Annotated in this window: 11 protein-coding genes and 1 riboswitch; of the genes, 7 read left to right on the top strand and 4 right to left on the bottom strand. The window is 65.3% G+C overall.

All coding sequences use genetic code 11. From position 1 onward, the window contains the following. Positions 1 to 79: 79 nt before the first annotated feature. Positions 80 to 2,497: a S9 family peptidase gene (locus tag A7D17_RS07485; RefSeq protein ID WP_425479581.1), complete on the bottom strand. Its 2,418-nt coding sequence runs from the start codon at positions 2,495 to 2,497 to the stop codon at positions 80 to 82. A gap of 341 nt (positions 2,498 to 2,838) precedes the next feature. Further along, positions 2,839 to 2,952: riboswitch (S-adenosyl-L-homocysteine riboswitch) on the top strand. A gap of 29 nt (positions 2,953 to 2,981) precedes the next feature. Here A7D17_RS07485 and ahcY point away from each other — a divergent pair. The 3 genes from ahcY to A7D17_RS24435 all read left to right on the top strand — a co-directional run bounded on the left by ahcY (position 2,982) and on the right by A7D17_RS24435 (position 5,804). After that, on the top strand, positions 2,982 to 4,424 hold the full coding sequence (ahcY, locus tag A7D17_RS07480; RefSeq protein ID WP_064508527.1) for an adenosylhomocysteinase: 1,443 nt from the start codon (positions 2,982 to 2,984) through the stop codon (positions 4,422 to 4,424). Between the two features lie 85 nt (positions 4,425 to 4,509). Further along, positions 4,510 to 5,172 (top strand): polymer-forming cytoskeletal protein, encoded by a 663-nt coding sequence (locus tag A7D17_RS07475; RefSeq protein WP_064508526.1) that lies wholly within the window; start codon positions 4,510 to 4,512, stop codon positions 5,170 to 5,172. A 299-nt stretch (positions 5,173 to 5,471) separates the two neighbouring features. After that, on the top strand, positions 5,472 to 5,804 hold the full coding sequence (locus tag A7D17_RS24435) for a DUF805 domain-containing protein (RefSeq protein WP_161946532.1): 333 nt from the start codon (positions 5,472 to 5,474) through the stop codon (positions 5,802 to 5,804). A 144-nt stretch (positions 5,805 to 5,948) separates the two neighbouring features. On the opposite strand, the gene A7D17_RS07465 is transcribed toward A7D17_RS24435, so the two are convergent. Both A7D17_RS07465 and A7D17_RS07460 read right to left on the bottom strand, forming a co-directional pair. Continuing rightward, positions 5,949 to 6,506, bottom strand: a complete 558-nt coding sequence (locus A7D17_RS07465; RefSeq protein ID WP_064508524.1) for a DUF3228 family protein — start codon at positions 6,504 to 6,506, stop codon at positions 5,949 to 5,951. Between the two features lie 162 nt (positions 6,507 to 6,668). Continuing rightward, the gene (locus A7D17_RS07460) at positions 6,669 to 7,214 is read right to left on the bottom strand and encodes a DUF2058 domain-containing protein (protein WP_064508523.1); all 546 of its coding nucleotides are present in this window, start codon (positions 7,212 to 7,214) and stop codon (positions 6,669 to 6,671) included. 165 nt (positions 7,215 to 7,379) lie between these two features. On the opposite strand from A7D17_RS07460, the gene A7D17_RS07455 reads away from it, so the two are divergent. From A7D17_RS07455 to A7D17_RS24835, 3 genes are all read left to right on the top strand, one after another. Continuing rightward, positions 7,380 to 8,018, top strand: coding sequence for a hypothetical protein (locus A7D17_RS07455; RefSeq protein WP_064508522.1), 639 nt, complete (start codon positions 7,380 to 7,382; stop codon positions 8,016 to 8,018). A 580-nt stretch (positions 8,019 to 8,598) separates the two neighbouring features. Then, positions 8,599 to 9,969: an alpha-amylase family glycosyl hydrolase gene (locus A7D17_RS07450; RefSeq protein WP_193395328.1), complete on the top strand. Its 1,371-nt coding sequence runs from the start codon at positions 8,599 to 8,601 to the stop codon at positions 9,967 to 9,969. A 613-nt stretch (positions 9,970 to 10,582) separates the two neighbouring features. After that, a complete protein-coding gene (locus A7D17_RS24835) occupies positions 10,583 to 12,253 on the top strand; it encodes a histidine phosphatase family protein (RefSeq protein ID WP_239692153.1) in 1,671 nt (556 codons plus the stop codon). A gap of 144 nt (positions 12,254 to 12,397) precedes the next feature. Here A7D17_RS24835 and A7D17_RS07435 read toward each other — a convergent pair whose 3' ends face one another. After that, positions 12,398 to 13,333, bottom strand: coding sequence for a Gfo/Idh/MocA family protein (locus A7D17_RS07435; RefSeq protein ID WP_064508520.1), 936 nt, complete (start codon positions 13,331 to 13,333; stop codon positions 12,398 to 12,400). A 371-nt stretch (positions 13,334 to 13,704) separates the two neighbouring features. Here A7D17_RS07435 and A7D17_RS07430 point away from each other — a divergent pair, with 371 nt between their 5' ends. Then, on the top strand, positions 13,705 to 14,103 hold the full coding sequence (locus tag A7D17_RS07430) for a VOC family protein (protein WP_064508519.1): 399 nt from the start codon (positions 13,705 to 13,707) through the stop codon (positions 14,101 to 14,103). Positions 14,104 to 14,146 lie beyond the last annotated feature (43 nt).

Genomic DNA, 14,146 nt, shown 5'->3' with positions numbered 1-14,146 from the left:
CACCCGGGCGCGACGAAGCGTCACCGGTAACGCCGCATCGCGCGCAAGCGCGCTCCTACCGGTGCCAGCGCAGCATCGATCAATGCTTGCGTGTAGCGGCGCCATCCTTGTTCGGCGCTGGCTCTCCGAGATTGCTCTTCAACCACTGCTCGCTCTCGGCCAGCATCTGCAGGATCGATTGCCGCGCGCGATACGCATGCGATTCGTTGGGCAGCATCACCAGCTTCGCGGTGCCGCCCAAGCCCTTGATCGCGGCGAACATGCGTTCGCTCTGGATCGGGAAGGTGCCGGTGTTGTTGTCGTCCTGGCCATGGATCAGCAGCAACGGGTCCTTGATCTTGTCGGCGTAATTGAATGGCGACATCGCCTGGTAGACCGACTGCGCCTGCCAGTAGTTGCGTTCTTCGGCCTGGAAACCGAACGGCGTCAGCGTGCGGTTGTAGGCGCCGCTGCGCGCAATGCCGGCCTTGAACAGGCGCGTATGCGCGAGCAGATTCGCCGTCATGAAGGCGCCATAGGAATGCCCACCGATGGCGATGTGCTCACGATCGGTAACCCCGCGCCGCACCACCTCGTCCACCGCCGCCTGCGCATCGGCGATCAGCTGCGGCACGTAGGTGTCATTGGGCTCGGCATCGCCTTCGCCGACGATCGGCATGGTCGGGTTGTTGAGCACCACGTAGCCGATCGCCAGGAACGCCTGCGGCCCCCAGTAGCTGATGGCATTGAAGCGATACGGCGAGTCGGTGACCTGGCTGGCGGTGTCGGCGCTTTTGAATTCGCCAGGATAGGCCCACATCAGCAGCGGCCGCGGGCCGTCGCGTTTGGGGTCGTAACCGGGCGGCAGCAGCAGCGTGGCGGTGAGGTCCACGCCGTCGGCACGCTTGTAGCGGATCTGTTCCTTCTGCACGCCGCGCAACTGCGGCAATGGATGCGCGAAGTGTGTCAACGCACGCGGTGCAGGAGCCGCATCGCCCAGCGACTGCACGAAATAGTTGGCCGGTTCTTCAGGCGATTCGCGGCTGAGCAGCAACTGCGTGCCGTGTGCATCCAGCAGCGCCAGGGGCGCGGAATAGGTGGGTGCCTGCGAATGGAACAACCGAGTGGCGTGCTTGCTCTGCAGATCGAAGCGATCCACAAACGGCCGGTCGCCTTCCGGCGAGGCGCCCTTGCCGAGCAGGAACAGGCTGTTGCCATCGCTGCTGGTCTGCAACAGCGGGCGCCCCTTGCCATCGGCAACGGTTGCCGGCGTGCCCGGGTCGTTGTAGCGGTCTTGCGAGGAACGGTCCCACAGCAGCTCTGGCGCACGCTTGGGCTGATCGGGGGCGATGCGCCATTGTTTGATGCGGCGCGTCTTCCACCAGCTCTCGCTGAGGATGGCCAGATCGCCGCGGCCCCACAGGATCCCGTCGAAGCGACTGCCCAACTGCGCCAGCGTGACCGGTGCGCGCGCAAACGGCGCGGCCTGCATCCGCACCGCATCGCGGATCTTGCTCTCACGCGCCGGGTCGCCACCATCCTGCGCCTCAACCCAGACCAGCGTGGCCGGCGCATCGTGCCGCCAGGTGATGTCGCGCACACCGGTCGGCACCGCATCGTTGCCGGTGGGCAGGCCTTCCACCAGCGGCAGCTGCGCGATCTGGCGCACCAGCTTGCCTTGCATGTCCAGCACCTCGATGCGGCGCGGGAAGTTGTCCACCGGTACCAGATACGAGAACGGCCGCTCGCTGCGTTCGCTCAGGAGGTAACGACCATCCGGCGACACCGACAGCTTGAGATAGATGCCGGGCGTGGCGATCGGGCGCACCTGCCCGTTCACGCCCACGATGACCGGCTGGCCGGTGGCGTAGTACTCGAACACGCGTGCATCGGCCTCGTTGCGCAGCAGGTCCTGATAGGTCGGCAGCGAGCGCACGCCCGCCGCCGCAGTGGTTTGCTGGACCGCGGGGCCCTGCGGAGTGGCATCGCGCGGCAGTGGCGTCCCCTGCCCTGGCACCTGCTGCTGCACCAGCAGGCCGCTGCTGTCGGGCAACCAGCGCAGCTCGTCGTTGACGGTGCTGTTCAAACCGGCCACCAGCCGCCGGGCCTGTGCGGTGGCCACGTCCACCAGCCACAGCTCATTGGCGCCGCTGGCGGCATCTTCGCGACGGAAGGCCAGGTAGCGTTGGTCCGGCGACCAGTTCAGCGTGGCCAGCGACAACGGCGTGGGCAGCCCGGCGATCTGCCGCTCGCTACCGTCGCTGATCGATTGCAACCACAGCTTGCCGGCGAAGGAAAACCGGCTGCTGGCGAAGGTCTGGGGATGGATGCGCACGCCGGCCAGCTTGAGCTCGGGCTGGGCCACCTCGGCAATGTCCGGCAGCGCCGGCAGTTGCAGCACTGCGGCAAGGTTGCGTTGCGGAGACAGCTGCAGCAGCGGGGCGCGCGGCGCATCCACCACCGCCTGCAGGGGCTGGGACGGCACCTGGTAGCCACTGCCTGCGGCAGCCGCCTGCATCGCCGGCACACCGGCCGCGCAGGCCAGCAATGGCAGGCCCAGCACGGCCAGTAGCAATGCACGCGCCAATGGGCGGGTGCCGGCTGCACTGCAACCAGCCTGCACGCTGCCCGGCGTGGTCGGCAGCGCGGCGATCGCCCCAACACCACCCGTCGACCCAGTTCCGTGCTGCCCTCTGTGATGCGCCTTGCGTTTGGCCTGCATTGCCGCTTCCCCGTTCTGGATCGAGCCCGGACCATAGCAGCCGCCCGCCGCCCGCCCCCCTGCCGTTGGTTGGGGGTCATGCCAATCAGGCAGGCCAATTCATGCCGGAGGGGGGTGCTGTCGATATAATCGGCGCTCTTGTCGAGGGGCGCTGCGACCGGTAGGGCGGACTGATCCGCCATCTGCACCACAGGTGCGGGGCATACGGCCAGGCTCGACCAGCATTCACCGTTCAACGGCGCCCGGAACTGCAGACAACGCCTGCTACCGGAGCTATCGCATGAACGCTGTGACCAAGATCGACCCGCATACCGATTACAAGATCGCCGACATCTCCCTGGCCGATTGGGGCCGCAAGGAGCTGGACATCGCCGAGCACGAGATGCCGGGCCTGATGTCGATCCGCCGCAAGCATGCGCAAACCAAGCCGCTGAAGGACGTACGCGTCACCGGCTCGCTGCACATGACCATCCAGACCGCGGTGCTGATTGAAACGCTCAAGGACATCGGTGCCAATGTGCGCTGGGCCTCGTGCAACATCTTCTCCACCCAGGACCACGCTGCCGCGGCGATCGCCGCCACCGGCACCCCCGTGTTCGCCTGGAAGGGCGAGACGCTGGAAGAGTACTGGGACTGCACCCTGGACGCGCTGACCTTCACCCTGCCCGACGGCACCCTGACCGGCCCGGAGCTGGTGGTGGACGACGGCGGTGACGTCACCCTGCTGATCCACAAGGGCTATGAGCTCGAAAACGGCAGCACCTGGGTCGACGAGCCGGCCTCCTCGCACGAAGAAGGCGTGATCAAGGCGCTGCTCAAGCGCGTGGCGGTTGAACGCCCGGGTTACTGGGCGCGTGTGGTCAAGGACTGGAAGGGCGTCTCCGAAGAAACCACCACCGGCGTGCACCGCCTGTACCAGATTGCCGAAGCCGGCAAGCTGCTGATCCCGGCCATCAACGTCAACGACTCGGTCACCAAGAGCAAGTTCGACAACCTCTACGGCTGCCGCGAATCGCTGGCCGATGGCCTCAAGCGCGCGATGGACGTGATGCTGGCCGGCAAGGTCGCGGTGGTCTGCGGCTACGGCGACGTGGGCAAGGGCAGCGCCGCCTCGCTGCGCAACTATGGCGCCCGCGTCATCGTGACCGAGATCGACCCGATCTGCGCGCTGCAGGCCGCGATGGAAGGCTACGAGGTCAACACCATCGAATCCACGCTGGGCCGTGGCGACATCTATGTCACCACCACCGGCAACAAGGACATCATCACCGCCGAGCACCTGCAGGCGATGAAGGATCAGGCCATCGTGTGCAACATCGGCCACTTCGACAACGAGATCCAGGTCGATGCGCTGAATGCCCTCAAGGGCGTGGAGAAGATCAACATCAAGCCGCAGGTGGACAAGTACGTGTTCCCGAACGGCAACGCGATCTTCCTGCTGGCCGACGGCCGCCTGGTGAACCTGGGCTGCGCCACCGGCCACCCGAGCTTCGTGATGTCCAACTCGTTCGCCAACCAGACCCTGGCCCAGATCGACCTGTGGGAAAAGCGCGACAGCTACGAGAAGAAGGTCTACATCCTGCCCAAGCACCTGGACGAGGAAGTGGCCCGCCTGCACCTGGAAAAGATCGGCGTCAAGCTGACCACCCTGACCAAGGACCAGGCCGATTATCTCGGCGTGCCGGTGGAAGGCCCGTTCAAGCCGGATCATTACCGCTATTGATCGGTCGATCGGGTTGACCGGCATGGTGTAATACGAAAGCGCGGCCAATCGGTCGCGCTTTTTTTCCATGGAGGAAAGATACGTTTTGGACGCTTATCACGACGCAGTCAGCCGATACCACGACTCCGCTCCGAACACTGTCACGAGCCATGCCCTGCACCTGCTGGACTTCGCCAGCGGCTGGCAACTCCTCGAAGGCCCGCAACACGTTGCCTGCAGCGCCTGGCGCCCGCCCGCGGCCTTCGTGGTGATCGATGGCGACCTGCATGTAGACGGCAATCTCATCGTGGCAACTGGCCGGCACGATCAAGGCGCGCTGATCGTTCTGGGCAATGTCCAGTGCAGGAACGTGGTCACCGGCCACGACCACCACCTTGCGATTAGCGGCGATCTGGTAGCCACCGAAGCCGTCGTTGCCTGCCTGGGCGACAGCACCACCCAGGTCGGCGGTAACGTCCACGCCGATACGGTGATTTCGGGCGCAGGAGCATGGCTCACGCTCGCATCCGCCGATGCGTTCCAGGCCTCGCGCTGCGACGACTACGTCATGATTGGCCAGACGCCATCCAGGCCGGTTACACCCACGCCGCTCACCGACCTGGTGGTGGACGCAGTGCTTGATCGTGGTGAATGGGACGCGATGGACGCTGACGATCGCGATGGTGAAGACATCGGCGACTACGTGGTGCTGGATGAATCAGCAGCGCTGGCAGTCCTTGCCAAAGGCCAGGGGATCCTGCGCACCTGAGGTCCGCACGCCTGCAGCACGCTATGGACGGGCGCGCAAGCACCCTTCCATGCGTGGAGGTCACATCGAAGACGAGGGAACCACGCCTCACCTTGGCAGGGTTCCGCACCGTGCGGCCCGCTCCCACAGGATGTCGCCGTCGCGCGTGGCGAAGCGGTAGCTGCCGCCCCCTCCTCCACAGGCCAGAGGCAGCAGTACGCCGCCGCGGCTTGCATCATGCTGGAGGCACCACACGGACGCGCAGCTCGACACACCGCAACGGCATGGCATGGCGCTCGACGCTCTACAAGGAAGAAGACATGAAGCAGCTGTTCTCTCTGCGTGGCCGGGCCACGCGTTTGCAGTGGTGGACGATCTGGCTGGTGATCGTGCTGCTCGGCCCACTGGTCGACATGATCGTCGCCAAGGACGATGTCCCGGCCTGGATTGCCGTATGGGGCGTCGCCTGCGTGGCAGTCATGCTGTGGATCGGCCTTGCCGCCAACGTGCGCCGCTGGCACGACATCAACCGCTCAGGCTGGATGAGCCTGGTGTTCCTTGTGCCGCTGCTTGGCCCGCTGATCGTGCTCCTCTACAACGGCTGTATCCCGGGCGACGCGTCCGACAACCGTTATGGCGCGCCAGCGCTCTAGAGCGCCTCATATGGCCTGAGCTGACCATCTCCCGCCTCAAGCGGGGCGTGTGCATTTCCCAGGCCAGCTGCTTGGATCACCCGCGCAGCGCAAGATCGGCGCGTCACAGCCCATTACGAGACATCGGTCAGCGGCGCGCAGACATCACGGCCGCCAGTTCGCATTGGCCTCCCAGAACGCCACGCTGCGCCGGTAGGCCTCGCGGTCCAGTGGCACGCCGGAGCCGCCCTCTTCCACGCCCAGCGCATTGCGCAACAGCGTGATCGGCGCCATCGGGATGTCGTCGGGCTCGGCGGTGTACAGGCAACCCACCACGCCCCAGTCCGCATCGATCGGCGCGCCTTCCTTGGCCAACTGATCGCGGCTGTACAGGATCGGCACCATGTATTGCGCAACCGGCGATTGGACGCCTTCAAACCAGCGCACCAGCACGGGAAGCTCCTGCGTCGTGCGCGCCTCATAGCCCGAGCGCAGCAGATGCCGGTTGTCGGCAGTGATCGGCACCGTCAGGCAGCGCGTGCTGGTCCAGTTGCGGTGTACGTGCAGCTGGCAGAACGGCGCGTAGCCTTCGATCACGCGCAACGGTGGGGTGTCATTGAGATGCCGGATGAACTGCTCGGGCGTGCAGTCCTGGATGGCATTGCGCCGGCCATCGCGCGGAAAAAGACGGGGGCGGGCAAACGCAGTCAGAACGATGGACATGGCAGTGCGGGCAGCGGCTGGGCCGTCAAGGGTAACCCCTGCGTGCGGCTCTGACCCGCAGGCCTGTGCTGGCGAACAAGCGGCGATGCACGGCGCGCACCGCTGCTGTTGATGCACCGCTGCAGGCATCAAGCGATAGGCTACGCTAGCGCCACCACGGCCTCACCAGATCAGATCGTCCGGCACCTTGAACTGGCTGTAATAGTCGTCGTCGCCATCGCTGGCGGCCGGCGCCGTGCCGCGGCCGTGATCGAGCACCACGGCTGCCGCGTCGCGGCTGTAGACCTTCTCGGCCGCAGCGCGTGGAATGAGCTCGAAACCTTCGCCATGCCGCACGATCACCAGAGCTCCACTGGCCAGCTGGCTGCGCAAGGTGGGATTGACCAGTACGCTGCGAATGACGCTGCCATCGTTGAAACGGTAGTCGATCTCGCCTTCGCGCTTGATCTTGCTGGTCTCCACAATCTGCCGCACCTGGGCCAGCACTTCCTGCTTGCGCAACTGCGCATTGCGCTCTTCGGCCAGCGCCCGATCACGCTCGGCGCGCTCGGCCTGCAAACGCGCCGCATCCACCTTGTCGGTGTCCGCCGGCACAGCCGCCCCGCCCTTGGCATGGCGCTGCTTGACCTGCTCACGCGCCACCTTGTCCACCTGGGCCTTCTTGACCAGCCCAGCCTTGAGCAGTTGTTCTTGCAATGGATTACGCATGGAAAGGATCGGCAATGAACTGGCCGCTAGTTTAGCGCGCCGGGCCGGCACCGCCGGGCAACCAGCCGCAAGCGCACGCCGTTCGTCGTCAAGCCGGCCAGGATCCTGCCCAAATGCCTGAACACCCACTATCATGCGGCGCTCACAACCACTCAAGGACGAAGGATGATCATCTGGGGATCAGGCGGCGACGCGATCGCGCTCGGCGCAGCAGACAGCGCACATTGCAACCAATGCGCGCAGCAGCGCAGCTTCCGGCATGTGCTGCAGTACCGCTATGCGCACCTGTGGTACGTCTTCAGCTGGGTAACCAAGAAGCAGTACCTGCGCGTCTGCGACGGCTGCAACCAGGCCGCTCCGCTGGATACCAAGACGTTCGAACAATCGCGCGGCAAGCCTCCCATCCCGGCGTATCGCCGTTTTGGTGGACTGGTGCTGCTGGGCCTGATCGCGGCCGTGGTTGCGTTTGGTGTCTATAGCGACTCGCAGACATCCAAGCGCGACGACGCCTTGCTGGCCCAGCCGGCACAGGGCGACCGATACACCGTCGATCTGCAGACAGTGGCACCCGGCGCGTATGAAGGACATGCGTACGGCGTGGTGCGGGTCGATAGCGTCAACGGGCAGACCATTACCCTGGCGCTGCCGAGCAAGGGCTACGACAAGTGGAAAGGTGCCGAGCGCGATGCGGGCGGCAGTAGTGCCAGGCAGCCGGCGTATTACACCGACGATCACGTCGAGGTACCGCTGTCCAAACTGCAGTCCCTGCACGCAAGCAATGAGCTCCGCCACGTCTATCGCTGAGCACTCGGCCATTGCCGGTGCAGCCAAGGCTGCGCCGGCGACCTGTGCGGCGGCGCATGCCACGGGCAATACCCCGCACGTCGGTTTCACCGCGTAAGCCTTCGGCCACGCGCCGGTTGTTATCGGCCGGATGTGAGCCTGGCATCGTGTGGATCACGCCTGCTTTCGCAGGGGCCTGCGCTGCCACACGATGCTACCGGCGCATGCCAGCTGCATCGGCGATCTCCACGCGCCATCTGTTCGCACGCGGCCACCGCTGAAAGACCGGCCAACGCAGCCACCGACGCCCGCACTGCCCATCGCAGTGTGCGAGCGGCCGCGCTATTGCCGCCGAGCCGCGCGCATTTCAGCAGCGCGTCGCATTGAATACGTATGCACAACACCGATGCTGCGCCGCGATGGGCGCTTAGCATCACCGCGCGCTGCACGCCGTGCGCGCGCTTTCCGGAACAGGGGCCGGAGGCCTTGCTGCGGGCAGCGTGATGCACACGCCAGCCTGCGCCTACCACTGGAGAACCACCCGATGCGCACCACACTTGCACACGCTCCCCCCTCAGTCCTGCAGCGCGGCGCCCGCGCATTGCTCACGGCGCTGGCATTGCTGCTGGTGACAGCCAACGTACAGGCAGATGTCATCCTGCACGCGTTCAACTGGCCGTATGCCACCGTGGAAGCACGCGCCAAGCAGATCGCCGATGCCGGGTATCGCAAGGTGCTGGTTGCGCCGGCGTACCGCTCCGAAGGCAGCGCCTGGTGGGCGCGCTACCAGCCGCAGGACATCCGACTGATCGACAATCCACTCGGCGACACCATCGCGTTCAGGCGCATGGTGCAGGCGCTGGCCAACAACGGTGTGGAGACCTACGCCGACATCGTGTTCAACCACATGGCCAACGAAGCGGCCACGCGCTCGGACCTCAACTATCCCGGCAGCGCCGTGCTGGCACAATACGCCGCCAACCCGGGCAGGTACGATTCGCTGCGTCTGTTCGGCACCTTGCAGTCGAACTTCCTCAGTGCCAGCGATTTCGGCCCGGGCCAGTGCATCACCAACTACAACGACGCCTTCCAGGTCCGCAATTACCGCATCTGCGGCGGTGGCAGCGACCCGGGCCTGCCCGATCTGGTCGGCAATGATTGGGTGGTGCAACAACAGCGCGCGTACCTGCAGGCGCTCAAGGGCATGGGCGTGACCGGCTTCCGCGTGGACGCGGCCAAGCACATGACCTTCGACCACCTCAACCGCGTGTTCGATGCAGGCATCCGCTCCGGCGTATACGTGTTCGGCGAAGTCATCACCGGCGGCGGTACCGGCAATGGCGATTACGACCAATTCCTGGCGCCATACCTGCAGTCCACCCCGCATGCGGCCTACGACTTCCCGCTGTTCAACGCGGTGCGCAATGCGTTCGCCATCGGTGCCAGCCTGCAGCAGCTGGTGGACCCGGCCGCGTCCGGACAGGCACTGCCGGGCAATCGCGCGGTGACCTTCGCCGTCACCCACGACATCCCCAACAATGCCGGCTTCCGCTACGCCATTCTCGACCCGGTCGATGAAACCCTGGCGTATGCGTATTTGATCGGACGCAATGGCGGCATGCCGATGATCTACACCGACAACAACGAAAGTGGCGACAACCGCTGGGTCAATGCTTACCAACGCGACGATCTGCGTCGCATGATCGGCTTCCACAACGGCGTGCAGGGCACCGACATGCAGGTGCTGTCGTCCAGTTCCTGCCATATCCTGTTCCGCCGCGGCAGCCTGGGCATCGTCGGCATCAACAAATGCGGCAATCCGGTCACCAGCACGGTGGGCATGAACAACAGCGTGCTGTACTGGAATGCAGACTACGTGGACGCGCTGGGCTCGGGCAACGTGGTGCGCATCGCCAGCAGCTCCTACACCTTCACCCTGCCGGCACGTGGCACGCGGATGTGGCGACGCTGATCCGGAGCGCAGCCATGTACACATCGGCGCTGCCTGCATGATCAGGTAATGTAAATCGCACCTTTACACCAGGCAGTGCCCGGATCTCGCATGCGCGCCGCCAACACGCCGATGGCGTGATCGCCACGCTTGTTGACCGCATCAGTCAACGCCTGCGCCGCATATCGCGTGCGCAGGCGTTGTGCGTGTGCGGGCGGCGCGATCGCTGTACCTGACGCAACGACGCTGTGCGCATGCGATCACGCGGACATGATGCAGCCGGGTGCGATCGACACATTCTTGGCCAGCGGATGAATCGATCGATAGAAACAGCGCGCGCGTCGCAACGAAATGCCCGGTTCGCCGGACCTACTGGCAACCGGATGCATGCTGATCCATCTGCCTGGCGTGCAGCCGGTTGACCGCGAGCCGATGGCATCGCCGCATGAGCAATGACCGACCCAACGTCGCGCGCAACCGTCCAGCGGGATGATGCGGCGAGGCACCGACGGAGACGCGGCCCATCCCGCATCCATCAGCGCTCGCCTGACAGCTGCGCAGGCGCCATGTCGGCAGCTCGTGTTGCAACGCGATCGGTCTCACCGACCAGTGGTGCATTACCGGAGCCCAGCCGATGCCTTTGTACTTCGTCCGTCATGGCGAGTCGCTCGCAAACGAACAGAACTATTTTGCAGGCGCGCAGAATTCGCCACTCACTCCGCTGGGCCGGCGCCAGGCGCGTCAGGCAGCCGACTACGTCCGCCAACGCGGGCTGCACTTCGATCAGGTCCACGTTTCCACACTCGAACGCGCGCAGGCAACCGCAAGCATCATCCTGGAAGGCGTCACCGCACCACCGCAGGTGATCTCCAGCGCTGCATTGGTGGAACGCGATTTCGGCATCTTCGCCGGCAAGAACAAGACCTTGATCAAGAAGTCGATCGGCCACCGTCTCTACGACGCCTGCTTCCACGATGCCGACGGCGCACCACCCGATGGCGAACACTGGATGGACATGTACGCCCGCTGCAAGCATTACTACGACACCGTGCTCGCGCCGTTGGACCGGCAAGGCAAGCAGGTACTGGTGGTGGCGCACAAATACATCGTCGAGGTATTTGCGCTGATCGCCTCCGGCCTGCCACCTGCCGACTACATCGACTTTCGGCTACCCAATTCCCGGCCGCTGTCGTGGGACGAGCTCAGGCAGATGACTGCGCGCAGTTCCTCGCGCATGAACTATCTGGGCGAGCAGACCGAAATCCATCTCCTGCAATGGATGTTGATCGCCGCGGTAGGCGGCTTCGCGCTGTCGTGCGCGGGCGTGCGTGCGCCGCATATTGCCAGCACAACGGCCATCGTCGTATTGCTGGCAGTCAATGCGTTCTTCCTGTCGGTACGCATCGAGGCCGGTGCCTTGCGCCTGACCCAGGGGCCGGAAAACATTGCGCTGTGCGTGATCAGCGTGGCACGTGCGTTCTGCGCCATGCTGCTGCTCACACAGTTCCACAACGAATGGATCCACGTGATCGGCCTGTTACTGATCGTGCCGCCGGCATTGTCGGTGCCGACCTTCTCGCTGGCGCGCGGCGGCGATTATTTCTTCGCAGCGCGCTACACGCTCGTCTTGTCGGTGCTATTGCCGCTGCTCCTGCTGGCGTTGTTTGTGGATCACCGCGCGCTGCTGGGCAATGCGCATGCGCTGGAGCGGTTCTTCGTGGTGCTGCTGCTCGCCCTGGCGCTGTCCTCGCTGGCCGCACAGGGATGGCGCCGGGCGCGCCCGATCGCAGCCGGCAAGCTCGCCACCAACTGGGGCTGGGTGGGCGCATTGACGATGGTGCCGATGGCCTTGCTGGTCGGGCTACGCACCGAAGGAAGCGCGCTCGTCCACGCGTTGACGCAGGGCGGTTGGCAGGCCTGGGGAGCGCTGCTGCTGCCGTTTACGCTTCTGCTGGCTTGCCGCGTGGGCAGTGCCGTGTACTTACGCGCACACCAGAGCGTGACCGGCAAGCGTATCGATGCCGGCATTGCGGCGGACATCCACCTGCTGCAGACCTCGCCCAACATCTTCCTGTGGCTCAGTCTGTTGTTGCCGGGCACGTTTACGCATGCGCCCACACTGGTCGCCGGCACCTTGCTGGGCTTCTTTGCGTTTGCCCTGCTCGATGAGACGTGGGTGGTCAGGCGTTTCCGCGCGCAGATCACCCCCGCGTTGCGCAGGCCGGCGAGCTCCCCGATCCCGGGGGCGGATGTGCGCAATGCCGAAAACATCGAGCGCGACGACGTGGCAATGGAAAGCCGTTGATCGGCACCGGCGGCAGCGAGGCTGCCGACAGACGTGTGACGCCATGGTGCCGCGGCAACCGTGCAGACATGCGATTGCGGCAAGACCACACCGACCGATGGCCGGTGTTGTTCGTCATCACCACTGCCGGGACGGCGCCGTCGATTACCAGGCAAACGGTGCGGTGACCGTGCGTGCCCCGAGCAGAAACGCATCGGCCACATGCACGAACGGAGCGACATCCACCTCCGATTCGCCGGCACGCACCAGCTGTACAAACCGCCGGTACAGGCCATCGTATTCGCTGGATGCGGGCACGGCCTGCGCCTGCCCGTCGATATGCAGCTTGGCTCCGCCTTCGCTGAGCGTGAGCACGCCCTGGGTGGTTTCCACTTCGATATCCCAGCGCTGATGGCCGGTCTGCAGGAAGTCGAATTCGGCCGTCACCGGCACGCCGGCGGTATCGACAAACGCAAGCCTGGCGTACAGCGGTGCCTGGCGGTTTTGCGGTGTGTGCAGCTCGGCCTGGTGCAGTGCGAAGCTGCGCGGCAGCAGATGGGTGGCGATGGACAATGCATTGATGCCGGGATCGAATACGCCCATGCCGCCGGGTTCGAGAATCCAGTCCTGCCCCGGATGCCAGTGGCGGATGTCTTCCTTCCAGGTGATATGCGCACGCACGACCTGCTTGTCGGCCAACCATGCGCGCGCGGGTTCCACGCCGGCCGCGCAACGCGAATGCCAACTGGTGAACAGGCTGCGCTGCGCGTGCTGCGCCACCTTGCGCAGGTCGTCGATCTCGGCAAGCGTGGCGGCCGGCGGCTTTTCCAGAAAGACATGCCGACCAGCGTTCAACGCCGCCTGCGCCAATGCATGCCGCCCCACCGGTGGCGTGCACAGCGACACGGCTTCAAGCTCCGGATGCGCCGCGAACGCTTCGTCCAGGGTGTGATACGCCGGGACGCCGTCGACCGTGCCATGCCGGCTCACCGTGGCCACCAACTGCACGTCGGCACGCGCGGCGATGGTCGGCACGTGCTGGTCGCGGGCGATCTTGCCGATACCGACAAGGGCAATACGCAATGCGTCTGGATGCTTCATCGAAACCTTCGTGCTGGTGAGGAGGGGCGTGCCCGCCGCGTTGCGCTGCCTGCGGCGAAGGCGTCGTGCCGACGCAACGTGTAGCCAGACCTGCGACCACACACCTGCGACGGCGCAGTGTACGGTCAGGCCATGGCCCGCTGCGAGACATCGCTCCTGCTTGTTTTGCTATACCTGCACGGGCGCCATGCAGCGGTTCCGTCAGCGCTGCGCAGCTGCAATGCCTGCCGGCAGCTGCGACACGGGCCGCCGTGCCGATTGCGAGACGCGTCTTGATGGGCCGCGGCCACGGCAACGATTGACGCACGGTCTGCGCACGGCCCAGGATCGTCGGCCGGCACGCGGGTGCCCCTCGTCGCAGGACTGCATCGATGCTGCATCACATCTCCATTGGCGTTGGCAACATCGCGGCCTCGGCCGCGTTTTACGACGCCGTGCTTGGCGCACTCGGCTATGTGCGGGTGTGGTCGGACCTGGACCCGGGCACGCTCGATCAGGCCGTCGGCTACGGCCACCCCGGTGGCGAAGACTGCCTGGCGCTGAAACAACAACAGGCGACGCAGTGCGCACCGGGCCGCGGATTCCATCTCGCATTCGCAGCCAGCACTGCTGCAGCAGTGGACGCCTTCCATCTGGCCGCACTGCGGCACGGCGGTCGCAGCAACGGCGCGCCCGGTTTGCGACCCGACTATGGCGATGCGTATTACGCCGCATTCGTCATCGACCCCGACGGCCACCACATCGAAGCGGTGGTCGACACGACGATGTGATCGCCGGCAGTCGCCTGTGCGGCACCGATCATGCCGGCGCCGC

This window comes from Xanthomonas floridensis (genome assembly GCF_001642575.1).
Taxonomy (GTDB): domain Bacteria; phylum Pseudomonadota; class Gammaproteobacteria; order Xanthomonadales; family Xanthomonadaceae; genus Xanthomonas; species Xanthomonas floridensis.
The sequence above is the reverse complement of the archived record's forward strand: the minus strand, read 5'-3'. Positions and strand labels throughout refer to the sequence as shown.